This window comes from Nocardioides ureilyticus, assembly GCF_051280745.1.
In the GTDB taxonomy this organism is placed as follows: Bacteria; Actinomycetota; Actinomycetes; order Propionibacteriales; family Nocardioidaceae; genus Nocardioides.
Map to the genome: position 1 here is coordinate 85736 of NZ_JBNCOG010000001.1, position 16980 is coordinate 102715.

Genomic DNA, 16980 nt, shown 5'->3' on the forward strand with positions numbered 1-16980 from the left:
TCCCACCATCGCCGGGACCGGGCCGCGGACCCTTCTCGGGCCGGCTAGCGGGGCAGGCCCAGGATCCGCTCGCCGGCGACGTTGCGCAGCACCTGGGTGGTGCCGCCGGCGATCGAGAGACAGCGGGTGTTGAGCATCTCCCACACGTCGCCGCGGACGTCCTCGGCACCGGTCAGCACCCGGTCGCCGTGGAGGCTCACCACCAGCTCCGAGCCGTCCTGCCGGTTGCGGACGCCCAGCAGCTTGGCCACGCTCGACTCCGGCCCCGGCCCCTGGCCGGCGAGCGAGCGCAGCGTCGAGCGCACCCCGAGCAGCGAGCAGACGGTCGACAGCGCGACCGCCCGGCCGACCCGCGCTTCCTGGGTCGCCGAGAGCCCGGCGGCCGCCAGCTCCACCGCCCGCTCGGTGCTCTTCGACAACCGGCTGCTCGCCATCGCGACCCGCTCGTTGGCCAAGGTGGTGCGGGCCAACCGCCAGCCGTCTCCCGGCTGGGCGACCAGCATGTCGTCGGGCACGAAGACGTCGTCGAGGAAGACCTCGTTGAAGAGCGCCTCGCCGGTGATCTCGCGCAGCGGCCGGACGTCGATCCCCTCGGAGCGCATGTCGACGAGGAAGTAGGAGATGCCCCGGTGCTGCGGCGCGTCCGGGTCGGTCCGCGCCAGGCAGATGCCCCAGTCGGCGCGGTCGGCCACCGAGGTCCAGACCTTCTGCCCGCTCAGCCGCCAGCCGCCGTCCACCTTGACGGCACGGGTCCGCAGCGACGCCAGGTCGGAGCCGGAGCCGGGCTCGGAGAAGAGCTGGCACCACACCAGCTCGCCGAGGAGGGAGGGCCGCACGAACCGCTCCCGTTGGGCGTCGGTACCGTGCTCGAGGATCGTCGGCAGCGCCCAGCCGGCGATGACGATGTCGGGGCGCTCGACCCCCGCGCGCGCCAGCTCCTGGTCGATGACGACCTGGGTGACCGCGTCCGCACCGAGCCCGTGGGGCGCCGGCCAGTGCGGCGTGAGGTAGCCGGTGTCCACCAGCGCGGCGCGACGCCGGTCCGCCGGTGTCGCGGCGATCCGCTCGACCGTCGCCCGGACCTCGTCGCGGACCGCGGTGTCCCGGCCGTCCAGGTCGACGTCGACCCGACGACGGGTGCCGGCGGTCGCCCGGGACGCCAGCGACCTGGCCGCCTCGTCGGTGTCCCCCACCAGGCTCCGCAGGGCCACCGCCCGCCGCAGGTAGAGGTGGGCGTCGTGCTCGAAGGTGAAGCCGATGCCGCCCAGGACCTGGATGCAGGTCTTGGCGACCTCCACCGCGCCGTCGAAGCAGGTCACCGCCGCGACGTCGGCCGCGAAGGCCCACTGACCGTCGTCCTCGCCGGCCAGTCCCTGCTGCGCGGCCGACGCGACGTCCCAGGCCGCGCCGGTGACGGCCTCGGCGGTCTCCAGCATCTGCGCGCAGAGGTGCTTCACTGCCTGGAAGGCGCCGATCTTCTGGCCGAACTGCTCGCGTACCTTGGCGTATTCGACGGCCGTCTCCAGGCACCACCGGGCGAGGCCGGCGGCCTCGGCCGCGGCGAAGGTCACCGCCGTACGGCGCAGCAGGTCGGCCGTCACGTGGGGGACGGCCACGCCGGCCACGGCAGCACCCGTCCCGGCGTCGGCGTCGACGTCCCCCACCGTGACCGTGCCGTACCGGCGGCTCAGGTCGAGCCCGACCTCGCTGGTGGCGGTGACGGCGTCGACGGGCAGCAGGCGCCACCCCGTCCCGGGGTCGACCAGGACATGGGTCGCCGACGGCGCGTCCCACACCACGCCGGACAGGCCGACCGCGACGACCGCGTCGGGCTCGAGCGGGGGGCGCGCCGCGGACCCGCTGCCCAGCACCGCGTGAGCGACGACCGGCCCGAGGAGCGGGCCGGGCACGAGGGCGTGCGCACAGGCCTCGAGCGCGACGGCCTGGTCCAGGAACGTGCCGCCGCCACCACCCGCCGACTCGGGCACGGCGATCGTCGCGACGCCCATCTCGACCACCGCCCGCCAGGTGGCGTCGAAGGACTCCTCGGCCCGTTCCTCGGAAGCCCGGGCCACGGCCGGGCCCTCGAGCGTGCCGGCCCACTTCCGCAGACTCGCCGCCAGGTCGACGTGCTCGTCGGAGATGCCGATCGACATGTGCGTCCTCTCACCGGGCCAGAACTAGAACGTGTTACAACCCTACTAGTCTGGCGCCGTGACGGACATCCCTGCCGCAGCCACCGAGACCACCGGAGACGGCTGGCTCGCCCATGCCCTCGCCGCCAAGGGCTTCATGCCCGAGGACGAGGGGATGCTGCTCCATCGCGTGGCCCTCGAGCGTCTCCCGCACGGGCCCGCGCTGGAGGTCGGCACCTACTGCGGCAAGTCCGCCATCTACCTGGCCGCGGCCGCCCGCGCGGTCGGCGGTCCCCAGGCCGTGGTGTTCACCGTGGACCACCACCGGGGGTCGGAGGAGAACCAGGCGGGCTGGGAGCACCACGACCCCACGCTCGTCGACGAGGAGTTCGGCCAGATGGACACCCTGCCGGTCTTCCGCAAGACGCTGCGCCGCGCGGCCCTCGAGGACGTCGTGGTCGCGGTCGTCGGCCGCAGCACCACGGTCAGCAGGCACTGGCGCACCCCGCTGTCGATGCTGTTCATCGACGGCGGGCACGCCGAGGAGCACGCACAGAACGACTACACGGGCTGGGCCCCGTGGCTGGTGCCCGGCGGACTGCTGGTCATCCACGACGTCTTCCCGGATCCCGCGGACGGCGGGCAGCCGCCGTACCACGTCTTCCTGCGGGCGCTCGAGTCCGGCGCCTTCGAGGAGGTCGAGGCGCTCGGCTCGATGCGGGTGCTACGTCGTACGGCGGGCGAGGCGGGCGACCGCCTGCCCTGACCCTCCAGGTGAGACGTCAGGTGGCACGTGCGGTGACCGGGCACTCGCACTCGAGGGCCAGCTCGGTGAAGTGCGGGGCCAGCGAGGTGCCGCGCATGATGCCGGAGCCGGCGGTGGCGTGACCGGCCACCTCGCCGAGCGCGTCGACGGCGAGGATGACGGCCGCCGCCGTGTAGGTCGTCCACTCGTGCGGCCAGTACACGTCGTCGCCGTAGACCCAGCCGGTCCAGTACTTCCCGTCCTCGCCGCGCAGGTGCTGCATGTCGGAGAGCAGCTGCAGGGCGCGCCGGTGGTCGCCGATGGCGTCGAGCGCCATCACCAGCTCGCAGGTCTCCGCGCCGGTCACCCACGGGTTGGTGTCGACGCAGTGGATCCCGAGGCCGGGGACGACGAAGTCCTCCCACCGGGTCGCCAGCAGCGCCCGGCCGGCGTCACCGCGGACGGCGCCACCGAGGACGGGGTAGTACCAGTCCATCGAGTACGTCGCCTTGTCCAGGAACTGGTCGCGGTGCTCGCGCAGGGCGTGGCCGAGCCGCCCGCCGGTCAGCTCCCACTCGGGCTGCGGGTCGTCGAGCAGGTCGGCGAGCGCCACACCGGCGCGCAGCGACTGGTAGATGCTCGAGGAGCCGGCCAGGAGGGCGCCCTCCTCCGTGGGGGTCCAGCGGATGCCGCCGAACGGCAGCTGCTGGCTGACCACCCAGTCCAGCCCGGCCCGGACGCTCGGCCAGAAGCGCTGCACGAAGGCGGCGTCGCGCCGGACCAGCCAGTGGTGCCAGAGACCGACGGCGAAGTACGCCGACATGTTGACCTCGCCGCGGCCGTCCTCGACCTCGCCGCCGACGATCTTCATCGGCCAGGAGCCGTCGGCGCGCTGGAGGGTGGGCACCCAGGCGTAGGCGCGCTCGGCGGCCTCGACCTGGCCGCCCACCAGCATCGCCATGGCCGCCTCGACGTGGTTCCAGATGTCCACGTGCTCGCCGGTCGTCCACGGGATCGCCCCACACGGCTCCTGCATGGCCGCGATCGAGGCGGCCGTCTCGGCGACCTGCGAGGCGGTCAGGACGCCGTCGACGTACGGCAGCCGGGCCAGGTCGACGTCGGACCGCTCAGTCATCGGCGCCCACGGTCTCGGGCTTGCGGAAGTAGAGCACCATGCTCTTGCCGATCAGCGGGTCGAGCACCTTGCCCGCGAGCTTGAGCGCGGTCGGCTGCTTCATGATCTCCCACACGAGCAGCTTGTGGTAGGCCTTCGCAAGCGGGTGGTCGTCGTTGTCGACGCCGACGGCGCACTTGATCCACCAGTACGGCGCGTGCAGGCCGTGTGCGTAGTCCTTGCCCTCGAAGATCATCGCGTCGCCGGGCCCACCGTCGTTGGGGCGGCCGGCCTTGGTCACCTTGTCGATCAGCTCGTGGTCGGTGTAGATCCGGATGTGGCCGCCCTGGGCGTTGTGGTAGTCGTCCGACAGCTTCCAGTTGATGACCTCGGGCAGCCACCGCGGCACCGAGATCGCCAGCGTGCCGCCGGGCCGCAGCACCCGGACCAGCTCCTTGATCGCGTCGACGTCGGCCCAGATGTGCTCGAGCACCTCGGCGGCGACGATGCGGTCGAACTCGCCGTCGGCGAACGGCAGCGACAGCGCGTCGCCCTCCTTCACGTCCGCCTCGGCACCGTCGGGGACCTCACCGGCCTCCTTCATCGCGAGGAAGAGCTCGCGGACTCCGGCCAGCTCCTCGGCATCCATGTCGAAGGCGATGACGTCGCCACCGCGGCGGTACATCTCGAAGGCGTGCCGCCCGGCGCCACAACCCATGTCGAGCACGCGGTCGCCCGGGCGCAGGCCCAGGCGGTCGAAGTCAACGGTGAGCACGGTCGTTCCTCTCCTCCGACGGACCGGCCGCACGTTCGCGGCGGTAGTCCTCGATCACTTCCTCGTACGCAGCGGCGACCTTGGTGGCCACGGCACGCCAGCTGAACATCTCCTCGACCCGGCGGCGCCCCGCCGCGCCCATCCGCGCCCGCCGCTCCGGGTCGTCGAGCAGCGCGCCCAGCGCGGCGTACAGCTCGCCGACGTCGCCGGGGGTGACCAGGTCGGCGGCCTCGCCGTCGGGCCCCGTCACCTCGGGGATGGCCCCGGCGCGCGAGACCACCAGCGGGGTCGCGCAGGCCATCAGCTCGGCGGTCGGCAGGGAGAAGCCCTCGTAGAGCGACGGCACGCACGCGACCTCCGCCGAGCCCATGAGCTCGACCAGCTCGGCGTCGCTGATGCCGCTGACGAACCGCACGTGCTGGCCGATCGAGAGCCTGTCGATGAGCCGCTCGGTGGTGCCGCCCGGCCGGGGCTTGGTGACGAGCACCAGCTCCACGTCGCGCTCGGTGCGGAGCTTGGCGAAGGCCTCGAGCAACGTCGCGATGCCCTTCATCGGCGCGTCGGCGCTCGCCATCGCCAGGATCCGGCCCGGCACCCGCGGCTTGGTCGGCGGGCGGAAGGTGTCCTCGACGCCCAGCAGGATCACCTGCATCCGAGCGGGGTCGACGCCGAAGTCGTGGGCGATGTCGCGCTTGGAGGCCTCGGACGGGGTGAGGATCTTCCGGGCGGCGCGCGCCACCTTGGCCTGCATGCGCAGGAAGCCGTACCACCGCCGCAGGGTCAGCTTGCGCCACGGGTTCCTGGTCTGGCTGAGGTCGATCCGCCGGTCGAAGGTGATCGGGTGGTGCAGCGTCGTGATGAGCGGCAGCCCCAGCTTCTCGATCTCGAGCATGCCGTAGCCGAGCACCTGGTTGTCGTGGACGATGTCGAAGTCGTCCACCCGGTCGCGCAGGACACGGACGATCCGCGAGCTGAAGGTCTTCGGCTCCGGGAAGCCGGCCGCGCACATCGTGAGGAACTCCTCGACGTCGATGCGGTCGCGGAACTCGCGCAGCTTCGGCACCCGGAAGGGGTCGGGCTGGCGGTAGAGGTCGAGGCTGGGCACCTCGGTCAGCCGTACGTCGGGGTGGTCCAGCTCGGGGTAGGGCTGCCCGGAGAAGACCTCCACCTCGTGCCCGAGGTTGGCCAGCTCGCGGCTGAGGTGGCGGAGGTAGACCCCCTGCCCGCCGGTGTGGGGATGGCTGCGGTAGGACAGCATCGCAATCCGCATACGTCGCGAACCCTTCTTCTTCGACGCCTCTCGGCGTCCTCGAGGCGGTGACCGCGGTCACCGGCATCCGGACACTCGCCGGGCTGAGGACACGCCGGGCCGGACGAAGTAGAACAAGTTCCTATCACGTTCCACCAGGCGCTAGCCTAGGCCACATACCGGCGGTCTCGTCCGGGACCCGCATCGGATCAGTGAGGTGGGTCACTGGTCCCGCGCCACCCCGAACGACGAGCGGCCCGCGGGCCGCGGACATGGGAGCATCCATCCCGATGAGCGCCACCAACTCCCTCGGAATCGAGGACCTCGGCTCCGCCGCCCAGCGCGACCGCCGCAAGCGGATCCTCGACGCCACCATCGACCTCGCGTCCAAGGGCGGGTTCGACGCCGTGCAGATGCGCGCCGTCGCCGACCAGGCCGACGTCGCCCTCGGGACCCTCTACCGGTACTTCCCCTCGAAGATCCACCTGCTGGTCTCGGCGCTGGGCCGCGAGTTCGAGCGCACCGAGGCCGCGCGGCGCGACGACGAGATCCCGGGCGACACCGCCTCCGAGCGGGTCATCCACGTGCTCAAGGGGACCACGCGCGGCCTGCAGGGCAGCCCGCACCTGACCGAGGCGCTCACCCGCGCGTTCATGTTCGCCGACGCCTCGGTCCAGGCCGAGATCCACACCGTCGGCATGCTGTTGACCTCGATGCTGACCCGGGCGATGCACCCCGAGCAGCCCGAGCCCACCGACGACGACGTGACCGTCGCGCGCGTCATCGGCGACGTGTGGCTGGCGGCGCTCGTCGGTTGGGTGACCGGCCGGATGACCGCGGCCGAGACCGGCGAGCAGATCGAGCGCGCCGTCCACCTCATCCTGCGGGACTGACCGGCGCCTCGACACCGCCGACACCGGCTGGTTGAGGAAGGCGCGCAGCGCCTGTCTCGAAACCCGCCCACCCCCAGCCACTCGGTCTCGAGACGCTTGCTGCGCAAACTCCTCGACCAACCGGGGCCAGCCAGCCACCACACCCGGGGCCAGCACTGGGAGATTCCACAGACGCGGCCAGGGGTCTGGAGTCGATCCTGCCGGCAGCCGATCGTCGGGAGACATGGCATGGACCTACATCGTGGAGTGCGCCGACGGAAGCTACTACGTCGGCAGCCCCACCGACGTAGGCGCCGAATCTGAGAACACAACCACGCCGAGCACGGCGCTGCCGCGCGCACCAGGCAGCGGCGGCCGGTGACGCTGGTCTGGTCGGCCGAGGTCGAGCGCGTGACCGAGGCCTACGCGTTCGAGAAGCAAGTGCAGGGATGGGGACGGCGGAAGCGGGAGGCGCTGATCAGAGGTGAGCTCGGCGCCTTGCCCGCGCTCGCCAGCAGGGCCTGGCCGAACCGGGGCGGGTAGCCGTCGATCGGGTGGGTTTCGAGACGGCCGCTGCGCGGCCTCCTCAACCGACCGGGCACACCAGCTGCATCAGTCCAGGAACTCCGCGGTCGTGCCGCCCAGGTCCATGGGGTCCATGCCCAGCTTGCGGTGGTCCCAGCTACGCACCCGGTCGACGTCGAGACGCACGACCACCCGGTTCCTCGCCATCACCTCGACGAAGGGCCGCAGCTCCTCGGTGTACGGCGCGTTGTAGCGCTCGAAGACGTTGACGCACACGTCCCAGACCACGTCCGGGTCCTCGACGACGACACCGCTGCCCTCCAGGGAGACGCCGCGCAGCTGGTCGTAGGTGTGCCCGGCCTCCACGAGGAAGCTCATCCGCGGGTCCCGCCGCAGGTTGACGACCTTCTGCGACTTCGCCTTCGTCTCCAGCCACACGTGGCCGTCCATCCAGGCGTACCACATCGCCACGAGGTGGACCTGGCCCTGCGGACCGATGGTCGCCACCGTCGAGCTGCGCTGCTGGGTGAGGAAGGTGTCGACCTCGTCCTCGGACATCACGACCTGGGACCGCTGGTTCGCCATGGCCGGGACCCTAGCGGTTCGCCACGGCTCAGCCGCCGAAGGCGTGGGTCGAGGTCACACCACCGTCGATGGCGATCTCGGCGCCGTTGACGTACGCCGACTCGTCGGACGCGAGGTAGACGTAGAGCGGCGCGATGTCCTCGGGCTGGCCCACGCGCCGCAACGGCACCTTGGCGGCGCCGTACTCCATGGCGGCGTCGCCCCCGTGGACCCGGGTCATCGGGGTGTCGATCATCCCGGGGTGCACGGAGTTGACCCGGATGCCGTGGGGACCGAGTTCCATCGCGGCGCACTTGGTCATCCCCCGGATCGCCCACTTCGTCGCGGCGTACGCCGTGCAACCGGCCATGCCCGCCAGGCCCTCGACCGAGGAGGCGTTGATGATGGAGCCCCGCCCGCGCCGGCGCATGGTGCCCGTGACGGCCTGCATGCCGAGGAAGCACCCGAGCTGGTTGACCCGGAAGAGCAGCTCCGCCTCGTCCTGCGGCATGGTCTCGATCTCACCGAACCGCAGCAGGCCGGCGTTGTTGGCCAGCACGTCGACCGGCCCGAACCGCTGCTCGACGTCCTCGACGAGGCTCGCCCACGAGGCGGCGTCGCTGACGTCGTGGTGGGCGAAGTGCGCTCTGCCCCCGGACCCGTCGGCGAGCTCGTCGGCCAGCGCCTGGCCCTGCTCCTTGGCGATGTCGGCCACGACCACCGCGGCGCCCTCGGCAGCGAACGCGCGGCTGATCGCCGCACCCTGCCCCATCGCACCACCGGTGACGATGGCGACCTTGCCTGCGAGACGTCCCATGAGCGTTCCTCCTTCAGACCGTGAGCTGCATGATCGAGTCGGCGGCGAACCCCTGTGCGGGGTCCCGGCCCTCGAAGTGGCCACCGACCTGCACGGCGAGGTCCGCCAGGTCCCAGGTCGCGCCGGAGGCGTCGAAGCGCTGCTCCACAACCGGCGCCGCCAGGAGCGCCACCATCCCGCCGTACACCACGAAGACCTGGCCGGTGATCGCGTCGGCGGCCGGCGAGGCGAGGTAGGCCACCAACGGCGCGACGTGCTCGGGCGAGTACGGGTCGATCTCCTTGCCGGAGGTGTCCTCCCCGAAGACCTGCGCGGTCATCGCGGTGCGCGCGCGCGGGCAGATCGCGTTCGCCCGGACACCGATCCGCCCGAGCCCGCGCGCGGTGGAGAGCGTGAGCGCGGTGATGCCCGCCTTGGCGGCCGCGTAGTTCGGCTGACCGGGAGAACCGCCGAGGAACGCCTCGCTGGCGGTGTTGACGACGCGTCCGTAGACCGGCGCACCGGTCTCCTTGGCCCTCCCCCGCCAGTACGCCGCGGCGTTGCGCGAGAGCAGGAAGTGGCCGCGCAGGTGGACGCGGATCACGGCGTCCCACTCCTCGTCGGACATGTTGAACAGCATCCGGTCGCGGGTCATCCCGGCGTTGTTCACCACGACGTCCAGGGAGCCGAACCCGTCGACCGCGGCCGCCACCATCGCGTCGGCGGTGGCGCGCTCCGACACGTCGCCCTCGACGACCGTGGCCTCGCCGCCCCGCGTCCGGATCTCGTCGGCGGCCTCGTCGGCGGCGCCCGGGAGGTCGTTGAGGACCACCCGCGCACCGGCTGCCGCCAGAGCGAGCGCCTCGGCGCGACCCAGGCCGGCGCCGGCGCCCGTGACGACGGCGACCTTGCCGTCCAGCGACAGCTCGGGGCTGTGGTTGCTCACGCTCATCCTTCCAGCGAGATCGCCGCGCGCGGGCAGGCAGCCACGGCGCGCTTGACGTTCTCCTCGTTCTCGGGGGTGGTCTCGTCGGTCTTGAGCTGGAGGTAGTCGTCGTCGTCGAGCTCGAAGACCTCCGGCGCCATCGCCTCGCACAGCGCGTTGGACTCGCAGAGGTCGAAGTCGACCTTGATCTTGCTCATGACTCAGCTCCCTTCACTGGAATGGCCGGGGAAGACCTTGGCGGTCGGGTCGATCGCCACGGTGGCGTTGTTGACGGCGGTCGCGGCCTCGCCGAAGCCGACGGCGATCAGCCGGACCTTGCCGGGGTGCTCCGTGATGTCGCCGGCGGCGAAGACCCGCGGCAGGTTGGTGCGCATCGCCGCGTCGACGACGACGTGGCGCTTGTGGACCTCGATGCCCCACTGCTGCAGCGGGCCGAGGTCGGCGATGAAGCCCAGCGCCGCGACGACGGCCTGGGCCGGGCACGACGTCGTCTCGCCGTCGACGACCAGCTCGACGGCCTCCAGACCGTTCTCGCCGCGCAGGGCGGCGACCTCGGCCCGGGTGACGATGCGGACCGAGGAGTCGCGGACCTGCTGGACGGTCCGCTCGTGCGCACGGAAGGCGTCGCGGCGGTGCACCAGGGTGATGGAGCGGGCGATCGGCTCGAGGTGCAGCGCCCAGTCGAAGGCGCTGTCGCCACCGCCCACGATGACGACGTCCTTGCCGGCGTACGGCTCGAAGCGGGGGACGAAGAACTCCAGCCCCCTGCCCACCCAGCCCTCGCCCGCGGGCAGCGGACGCGGGCGGAACGTGCCGATCCCCGCGGTGACCACCACGGCTCCCGCCACCACCTCGGTCCCGTCGTCGAGGCAGACGGTGACGCCGTCCTCGCGGTGGTCCAGGGTCATGGCGGTCCGGCCGAGGAGGTACGTCGGGTCCGCGGTGGCCGCCTGCTCGACCAGACCCGCGACCAGGTCGCGTCCCTTCACCGACGGGAACCCGGCGACGTCGAGGATCTGCTTCTCGGGGTACATCGCGGTGATCTGGCCGCCCAGCTCGGGGAGCGAGTCGACGACCGCGACCCGGTGGCCGCGGAAGCCGGCGTAGTAGGTCGCGAAGAGGCCGGTCGGGCCGGCGCCCACGACGAGCAGGTCGGTCTCGACCCGGGTGGGGGCTGGGGCGGCGGGGGTCTCGGTCACGGCGGTGATCCTGCTCCTCCCGCCCGGAGTGGTCTACTAGAACGTGTTCTAGATCTGGTCGGGACAGTTCTATCAGAGCGCGTCGAGGTCCGTCACGACCCAGGCCCCCGCGTCGCGGTGGAGAGTCACCACGACCCGGTTCAGGTCCGCTCGCGGCTGCCTGCTGTTCTTGCCGGTCGTCGACTGGTTGACGAACAGCAGCGCCTTGACGTCGTGCTCGCTCGCCGAGATCGCGGACGCCGCGACCACCGTCGCCTCGACCGTGGAACAGCGTGGTGAAGACCCGCTTCGTGATCTCGACCCCACAACGACCGTGCCCACCGGCGTACCGCACGGTCCCCCGTCGGCCGGCCGAGCCGTCCTAGGATGCAGCGGTGGCCACCCCGCCGACACCCGCCGCGACGCCGGCCTCGACTCCCGCGTCGACCAGGTCCCGGCACAGCCGGGAGCAGGTGCGCGGGGTCCTCGGCCGGCACCCCTCCGCGGTGCTCCTGGCCGTCCAGCTCGTCGTGGTGCTGGTCCACCCGTTCCTGCAGGACACCGCGGTCGGGCGTGCCTTCATCGGGGTGGCGCAGATCAGCGTGGTGTCGATCGCGGTGTGGGCGGTGCGGCGCACCCCGGCGCTCAACTGGGCGGGCGCACTGCTCGGCGGCCCCGCCGTGGTCTTCACGGTCCTGGAGGCGGTCTCCCCCGACACGGGCTGGATCGTGCTCGTCTCCGCCCTCCTGCACGCGCCGTTCTACTTCTACGTCTCCTACGCGCTGATCCGGTACCTGTTCCACGACGACCAGGTGACGACCGACGAGCTGTACGCGACCGGCGCCGCCTTCACCGTCGTCGCCTGGGGCTTCGCCTACCTGTACGCCGCGGTGCAGGTCCTCGTGCCGGGCTCGTTCCTCGGCACGTCCGAGGGCGAGGCCCGCACCTGGTTCGAGCTGCTCTACATGTCGTTCTCGGTCCTCACCAGTGTCGGACTCTCGGACGTGGTCCCGATCGAGGCGAACGCCCGCTCGCTGGTGATGGTCGAGATGGTCGCCGGGGTGCTCTACGTGGCGCTGGTGGTGTCGCGGCTGGTGGGCCTCGTCGTGTCCCGCCAGGCCGTGAAGGAGACCCAGGCGGCGGCCGGCGACGACCAGCCCTGACGGTGAGCAGGGGGCCGCGCGGCTGGGCGGTCCCGCCGGCTCAACCAGACGCGGGCGGCTCGAACGCGTAGCCCACGCCGCCGACCGTGCGGATCCAGTCCCGCGCGCCACCCCCCGCCTTGCGCAGCTTGCGCCGGAGGTTCGCGACGTGCACGTCGACGAGGAAGTCGGACTCGATGAACTCGCCCTGCCACACCTCGCGCACCAGGTCGCCACGCTCCCAGGTCCGCCCCGGAGCCGCCGCCAGGGACGTGAGGAGCGCCAGCTCCGCCGGGGTGAGCGGCAGCGGCTCGCCGTCGAGGAGAGCGAGGTGGTCGACCGGCACGAGCACCAGCCCGCCGCCGGCGTGCACCTCCGGCTCGGCCGGACGCCTCGGCGTCTCCGCGCTCCCCGGCACCGACTCCTCGGCGCCCCCAGCGCCCGGCGCGGACTCCGCCACCCGCGGCCGGCGCAGCAGCGCGGCCGCACGGGCACGGAGCTCCCGGGGCGAGAAGGGCTTGGCGAGGTAGTCGTCGGCACCCATCTCCAGGCCGACCAGGCGATCGATCTCGGAGTCCCGACCAGTGATCATGATGACGTAGGCGTCGCTGAAGGTCCGGATGCTCCGGCACACCTCCGTGCCGTCCATGTCGGGCAGCGTGAGGTCGAGGGTGATCAGGTCGGGGGGCTCCCGCCGCGCACTCGCCACGGCCTCCGCGCCGCTCGACGCCGTCGTCACCTCGATGCCGGCGCCGGCCAGGACGGTCACGATCAGCTCGCAGATGTCGGGGTCGTCGTCCACGACAAGTGCGCGGTGCGGCGCCCCGGCCACCGTGTCAGCCACCGTGTGGCCCCTTTCGTCCTCGACGGGCCCCCGTCCCCTGACAGGATAGGTCCCCGGGAGTCGGGCGAACCGACGAGTGGGCACCGGCCCAGGCGACGACGCACCCGACGACGAGGACAGGAGACCGAGACGTGACGACGACCGCCCGCTCGTCGGAGCCCGCCGAGGAGCAGCGGCGCCAGCGCGCGGTCGAGGGCCTGCCGGTCGGGCCGGGCGGGCGACACGAGAGCCTCGACCGGATCACCCGACTGGCCCGCACCGCGCTCGGCGTGCCGATGGCGGCGGTGGCGATCCTCGACCGTGACCGTGCGTGGTTCCCGAGCAGCCAGGGCCTCCCCGCCGGCGCGGTCATCCGCGAGGAGACCTTCTGCACGGTGACGGCGTCCGGCGCCGAGACCTTGGTGCTCTGCGACGCCGCCGACGAGCCGCTCCTCGCCCATCTCGAGCTGGTCGTCGGGGGCGCGGTGCGGTTCTACGCCGGCGAGCCGCTGCGCGACGGCGCCGGCAACGTGCTCGGCACGCTGTGCGTCTTCGACGCCACGCCGCGGCAGCTCGACGAGGAGCAGCTCGGCACGCTGCGCGACCTCGCTGCTTGGGCCGAGCACGAGCTGGTCGCCTCCGTGGAGATGCTCCAGGCAGGGCGGGTCCAGGCCTCCCTGCTGCCGTCCGCGCCGATGCGCGTGGACGGCTGGGACGTCGCGGGCCTCTGCCTGCCGGCCCTCGCGGTGGGCGGCGACTTCTTCGACTACGACGTCACCCGGCGCACGCTCCACCTCGCGCTCGGCGACGTGATGGGCAAGGGCACCGGCGCCGCCCTTCTCAGCGCCGGCGTACGCACCGCCCTGCGCGGCACCAACGACGCGGTCGCCGCCGGGGTCGACCTGGGCATCGTGGTGACCCAGGTCGCCCGCGGGCTGCTGGCCGACTTCGAGAGCGCGGAGTCCTTCGCCACGCTCATGGAGGTCGCGATCGACCTCGACGACGGAGAGCTCCGGTACGTCGACGCCGGGTCCGGGCTGGGCCTGCTGGTGGGTGCGGACGGTTCGGTGACCCGCCTGGGCGGCGAGGACCGCCCCCTCGGCGTGCTCCCCGATGACCACTGGACCGAGCACCTGACGGAGATCGAGCCCGGCGGCCGGCTGCTGGTCTTCAGCGACGGCCTCCTCGACCTGGTCGAGGACCCGGTGCGGTGGTGGGAGCCGATCGGGGCACTGGTGGCCGACGCCGTTGACGTACCGGCCCTGCTGACCGCCGTCGCGCGGCTGGCGCACGCGCAGACGGCGCTCGACGACATCACCGTCGTGGCGGTGTTCCGCTCGGACGGTGAGCGATGACCCGCCGGCTCGCGCTGATCCGCGTGGTCGTCGTCATCACCGCCCTCCTCGGCCTGAACTACGTGACCTGGCGCTGGCTGTTCTCGGTGAACTGGTCCGCCTGGTGGATCGGCGTGCCGCTCGTGGTCGCCGAGACCTACAGCCTGGTCGACTCCCTGCTCTTCGGCCTCGGCGTGTGGCGGCTCAAGGAGCGTGGCGACCCGCCGCCTGCGCCGCCGGACCGGACCGTCGACGTCTTCATCGCCACCTACGACGAGCCGGTCGAGCTCGTGATGGCCACCGCCCGCGCCGCCAAGGCGATCCGCTACCCGCACCGGACCTGGATCCTCGACGACGGCAACCGTCCCGAGCTGCGGGCAGCGGCCGAGGCGGAGGACATCGGCTGGTTGACCCGGTCGGCGGACTGGGCCGGCATGCCGCGGCACGCCAAGGCAGGCAACCTGAACAACGCCCTGCTGCAGACCGACGGCGAGTTCATGCTCGTCCTCGACGCCGACCAGGTCCCGCTGCCGGAGATCCTCGACCGGACGCTCGGCTACTTCGAGGACGAGCAGATGGCGCTCGTCCAGACGCCCCAGTGGTTCGTCAACGTGCCCGAGCATGACCCGCTGGGGAGCCAGGCGCCGCTCTTCTACGGGCCGATCCAGCAGGGCAAGGACGGCTGGAACGCCGCGTACTTCTGCGGGTCCAACGCCGTGATCCGGCGCGAGGCCCTCATGCAGCTGGGTGTCTCCCGCTACGTCGGCGAGGTCGAGGAAGGGGTGCGGCGCGCCCTGCGCACGTCTCGCTCGGTCATCCGCCAGGCCCGCAAGCAGCTGACCAAGGACGACGTCGCCGTCCGCGAGGCGCTCGACGCGATCGCCGTCGACATCGGCAAGGCGCGTCGCGCGCTGGACCGGGGCGAGGCGCTCTTCGACGTGACGTTCCGGTTCCAGCAGCGGGTCGCGCAGGTCCGTCGCTCGCTGGTCGAGAGCGACCTGCGGGCCCTGCAGGCGGACCTCGACATCATCGCCAGCCTCGAGGGCATCGCCGAGAGCCCGGACGGCGGACTCGCCACGATCGACCTCGCCGCACTCGACCAGATGGCCGACCGCGAGTGGTCGCCCCTCGGCGCGGTCGAGACGGTCGAGGCGCTCGTCAACGCCGTCGACGTCGGCCGCGGCGGCGAGGCGCAGCCGATCATGCCCCTCGCGACCATCTCGGTCACCGAGGACATGGCGACGTGCATGCGGCTGCACGCGCTCGGCTGGCGCACGGCGTACCACGACGAGGTGCTGGCCCACGGGCTGGCACCGGAGGACCTGCAGGCGATGCTCGTGCAGCGCCTGCGCTGGGCGCAGGGCACCGTGCAGGTGATGTTCCGGGAGAACCCGCTCGTGCAGAAGGGGCTCAGCCTCGCCCAGCGGCTCATGTACTTCTCCACCATGTGGAGCTACCTGTCCGGCTTCGCGGCGATCGTCTACATCGCCGCGCCGGTCGTCTACCTGACGACCGGGGTGCTGCCCGTGCAGGCGTTGAGCGCCGACTTCTTCATCCGGCTCGTGCCGTTCCTCGTCATCAACCAGCTGCTCTTCTTCATCGTGGCCCACGGGCGGCCCACCTGGCGCGGACAGCAGTACTCCCTGGCGCTGTTCCCGATCTGGATCAGGTCCTTCACGTCCGCCTTCGGCAACGTGTTCCTGGGCCGCAGCCTCGACTTCGCCGTCACGCCGAAGACCCGGCGCGAGGACTCCGGCCCGGCCTGGCACCTGGTGAAGCCCCAGCTGTGGGCCATGGCCCTGCTGGTCGCCGCCGCGGTGATCGGCGTGGTCCGCATCGTGCTGGGCGAGGCTGAGCCGCCCGGGACCGTCTTCAACCTCGTGTGGGTCGCCTTCGACCTGGCGATCTTCTCCGTCATCATCCGAGCCGTCCGCTATCGCGGATTCGAACCGGATGCCGTCCCGACCGGCGCCGGACCGGGCGCCGGACCGACCCCAGGAGTGCCTGCATGATCGAGATCGACGTCCGGACCCGGCCCGACGGGGTCGGTGTGGTGGTGCCACGCGGGCGGCTGAACATGGTGTCGGCCCGCCAGCTCAAGGAGCTCCTCAGCGACCTGGTCGGCCAGGGGACCACCCGGATCGTGGTCGACATGGCCGAGACGACGTTCCTGGACTCCTCCGGCCTCGGGGCGCTCATCGGCGGGCTGAAGTCGGCGCGGCAGGCCGGCGGGGACCTCCGGATCGCCCGACCGACCCCGGCCGTGCAGACCGTCTTCGAGCTGACCAACCTCGACCGCGTGCTGCGCGCCCGCGACGGCGTGGACACGGCCTTCGATGACTGACGACCGGCTCGTCCTCTCGGCTCCGGCGGTCCCGGAGTCGCTGGAGGTGGTCCACGCGATGCTCGCCCAGCTGTGGGCGAGCGCCGGCGAGGTCGCCGACCGGGACCGGATGCGCTTCGAGATGGCGGTCATCGAGATCGTGGCGAACGTCGTCGAGCACGCCTACGCACGCGACGCCTCGACCGGCCGGCGCTTCGAGATCTCACTGGTCGCCGACGAGGAGCGGCTCGTCGCGACCCTGGGCGACAACGGTCTGCCGATGGAGCTCGACATGAGTGCGGTCACCATGCCGGACGACGAGCTCGCCGAGTCCGGGCGTGGTCTGGCCCTCGCCACGGCCGCCCTCGACGACCTCCGGTACGAGCGCGTCGAGGGTCGCAACCGGTGGACGCTGGTGTGCCTCCGGCAGCCCGCCTGACCCGTCCTCGCGGGGCAGCC

The 16980-nt window shown here is 72.2% G+C and carries 19 protein-coding genes; 8 read left to right on the forward strand and 11 right to left on the reverse strand.

All coding sequences use genetic code 11. The features are described 5' to 3' along the window. Window positions 1–44: 44 nt before the first annotated feature. The gene (locus ACSMHG_RS00450; RefSeq protein ID WP_435741350.1) at window positions 45–2156 is read right to left on the reverse strand and encodes an acyl-CoA dehydrogenase family protein; all 2112 of its coding nucleotides are present in this window, start codon (window positions 2154–2156) and stop codon (window positions 45–47) included. A gap of 58 nt (window positions 2157–2214) precedes the next feature. Here ACSMHG_RS00450 and ACSMHG_RS00455 point away from each other — a divergent pair, with 58 nt between their 5' ends. After that, window positions 2215–2901 (forward strand): class I SAM-dependent methyltransferase, encoded by a 687-nt coding sequence (locus ACSMHG_RS00455; RefSeq protein WP_435741351.1) that lies wholly within the window; start codon window positions 2215–2217, stop codon window positions 2899–2901. A gap of 16 nt (window positions 2902–2917) precedes the next feature. On the opposite strand, the gene ACSMHG_RS00460 is transcribed toward ACSMHG_RS00455, so the two are convergent. From ACSMHG_RS00460 to ACSMHG_RS00470, 3 genes are read right to left on the reverse strand one after another with little or no spacing between them, the layout of a single operon-like run. Continuing rightward, the gene (locus ACSMHG_RS00460) at window positions 2918–4015 is read right to left on the reverse strand and encodes a prenyltransferase/squalene oxidase repeat-containing protein (RefSeq protein ID WP_435741352.1); all 1098 of its coding nucleotides are present in this window, start codon (window positions 4013–4015) and stop codon (window positions 2918–2920) included. Beyond that, window positions 4008–4769 carry a class I SAM-dependent methyltransferase gene (locus tag ACSMHG_RS00465; RefSeq protein WP_435741353.1) on the reverse strand — a complete coding sequence of 254 codons (762 nt, stop codon included), beginning with the start codon at window positions 4767–4769 and terminating at the stop codon, window positions 4008–4010. Before ACSMHG_RS00465 ends, ACSMHG_RS00460 begins: the two co-directional genes overlap by 8 nt. After that, a complete protein-coding gene (locus tag ACSMHG_RS00470) occupies window positions 4756–6039 on the reverse strand; it encodes a glycosyltransferase family 4 protein (protein ID WP_435741354.1) in 1284 nt (427 codons plus the stop codon). Before ACSMHG_RS00470 ends, ACSMHG_RS00465 begins: the two co-directional genes overlap by 14 nt. Before the next feature lie 269 nt (window positions 6040–6308). Here ACSMHG_RS00470 and ACSMHG_RS00475 point away from each other — a divergent pair, with 269 nt between their 5' ends. Both ACSMHG_RS00475 and ACSMHG_RS00480 read left to right on the forward strand, forming a co-directional pair. Then, window positions 6309–6911 carry a TetR family transcriptional regulator gene (locus ACSMHG_RS00475; protein WP_435741355.1) on the forward strand — a complete coding sequence of 201 codons (603 nt, stop codon included), beginning with the start codon at window positions 6309–6311 and terminating at the stop codon, window positions 6909–6911. A 357-nt stretch (window positions 6912–7268) separates the two neighbouring features. Further along, window positions 7269–7433 carry a hypothetical protein gene (locus ACSMHG_RS00480; RefSeq protein WP_435741356.1) on the forward strand — a complete coding sequence of 55 codons (165 nt, stop codon included), beginning with the start codon at window positions 7269–7271 and terminating at the stop codon, window positions 7431–7433. A gap of 69 nt (window positions 7434–7502) precedes the next feature. Here the strand turns inward: ACSMHG_RS00480 and ACSMHG_RS00485 are convergent, their stop codons facing one another. From ACSMHG_RS00485 to ACSMHG_RS00510, 6 genes are all read right to left on the reverse strand, one after another. Beyond that, a complete protein-coding gene (locus ACSMHG_RS00485) occupies window positions 7503–8000 on the reverse strand; it encodes a TIGR03618 family F420-dependent PPOX class oxidoreductase (RefSeq protein ID WP_435741357.1) in 498 nt (165 codons plus the stop codon). Between the two features lie 28 nt (window positions 8001–8028). Next, a complete protein-coding gene (locus tag ACSMHG_RS00490) occupies window positions 8029–8796 on the reverse strand; it encodes an SDR family NAD(P)-dependent oxidoreductase (protein ID WP_435741358.1) in 768 nt (255 codons plus the stop codon). A 13-nt stretch (window positions 8797–8809) separates the two neighbouring features. Next, entirely contained in the window at window positions 8810–9721 is a 912-nt protein-coding gene (locus ACSMHG_RS00495; RefSeq protein WP_435741359.1) for a 3-oxoacyl-ACP reductase, read from the reverse strand. 2 nt (window positions 9722–9723) lie between these two features. After that, window positions 9724–9918, reverse strand: a complete 195-nt coding sequence (locus tag ACSMHG_RS00500; protein WP_435741360.1) for a ferredoxin — start codon at window positions 9916–9918, stop codon at window positions 9724–9726. A gap of 3 nt (window positions 9919–9921) precedes the next feature. After that, on the reverse strand, window positions 9922–10920 hold the full coding sequence (locus ACSMHG_RS00505; protein ID WP_435741361.1) for an NAD(P)/FAD-dependent oxidoreductase: 999 nt from the start codon (window positions 10918–10920) through the stop codon (window positions 9922–9924). Between the two features lie 72 nt (window positions 10921–10992). After that, window positions 10993–11169 (reverse strand): hypothetical protein, encoded by a 177-nt coding sequence (locus ACSMHG_RS00510; protein ID WP_435741362.1) that lies wholly within the window; start codon window positions 11167–11169, stop codon window positions 10993–10995. A 125-nt stretch (window positions 11170–11294) separates the two neighbouring features. On the opposite strand from ACSMHG_RS00510, the gene ACSMHG_RS00515 reads away from it, so the two are divergent. Further along, window positions 11295–12062, forward strand: a complete 768-nt coding sequence (locus ACSMHG_RS00515; RefSeq protein WP_435741363.1) for a potassium channel family protein — start codon at window positions 11295–11297, stop codon at window positions 12060–12062. A gap of 40 nt (window positions 12063–12102) precedes the next feature. Here ACSMHG_RS00515 and ACSMHG_RS00520 read toward each other — a convergent pair whose 3' ends face one another. After that, the gene (locus tag ACSMHG_RS00520; protein WP_435741364.1) at window positions 12103–12885 is read right to left on the reverse strand and encodes a response regulator transcription factor; all 783 of its coding nucleotides are present in this window, start codon (window positions 12883–12885) and stop codon (window positions 12103–12105) included. Between the two features lie 131 nt (window positions 12886–13016). On the opposite strand from ACSMHG_RS00520, the gene ACSMHG_RS00525 reads away from it, so the two are divergent. Genes ACSMHG_RS00525 through ACSMHG_RS00540 form a run of 4 tightly spaced genes read left to right on the forward strand, consistent with a single transcriptional unit; the run spans window position 13017 to window position 16960 of the window. After that, on the forward strand, window positions 13017–14219 hold the full coding sequence (locus ACSMHG_RS00525; RefSeq protein WP_435741365.1) for a PP2C family protein-serine/threonine phosphatase: 1203 nt from the start codon (window positions 13017–13019) through the stop codon (window positions 14217–14219). Continuing rightward, window positions 14216–16210, forward strand: a complete 1995-nt coding sequence (locus tag ACSMHG_RS00530; protein WP_435741366.1) for a glycosyltransferase family 2 protein — start codon at window positions 14216–14218, stop codon at window positions 16208–16210. Before ACSMHG_RS00525 ends, ACSMHG_RS00530 begins: the two co-directional genes overlap by 4 nt. Further along, window positions 16207–16542 (forward strand): STAS domain-containing protein, encoded by a 336-nt coding sequence (locus ACSMHG_RS00535; RefSeq protein WP_435741367.1) that lies wholly within the window; start codon window positions 16207–16209, stop codon window positions 16540–16542. Before ACSMHG_RS00530 ends, ACSMHG_RS00535 begins: the two co-directional genes overlap by 4 nt. Further along, window positions 16535–16960, forward strand: a complete 426-nt coding sequence (locus ACSMHG_RS00540; protein WP_435741368.1) for an ATP-binding protein — start codon at window positions 16535–16537, stop codon at window positions 16958–16960. The genes ACSMHG_RS00535 and ACSMHG_RS00540 overlap by 8 nt, the downstream gene beginning before the upstream one ends. Window positions 16961–16980 lie beyond the last annotated feature (20 nt).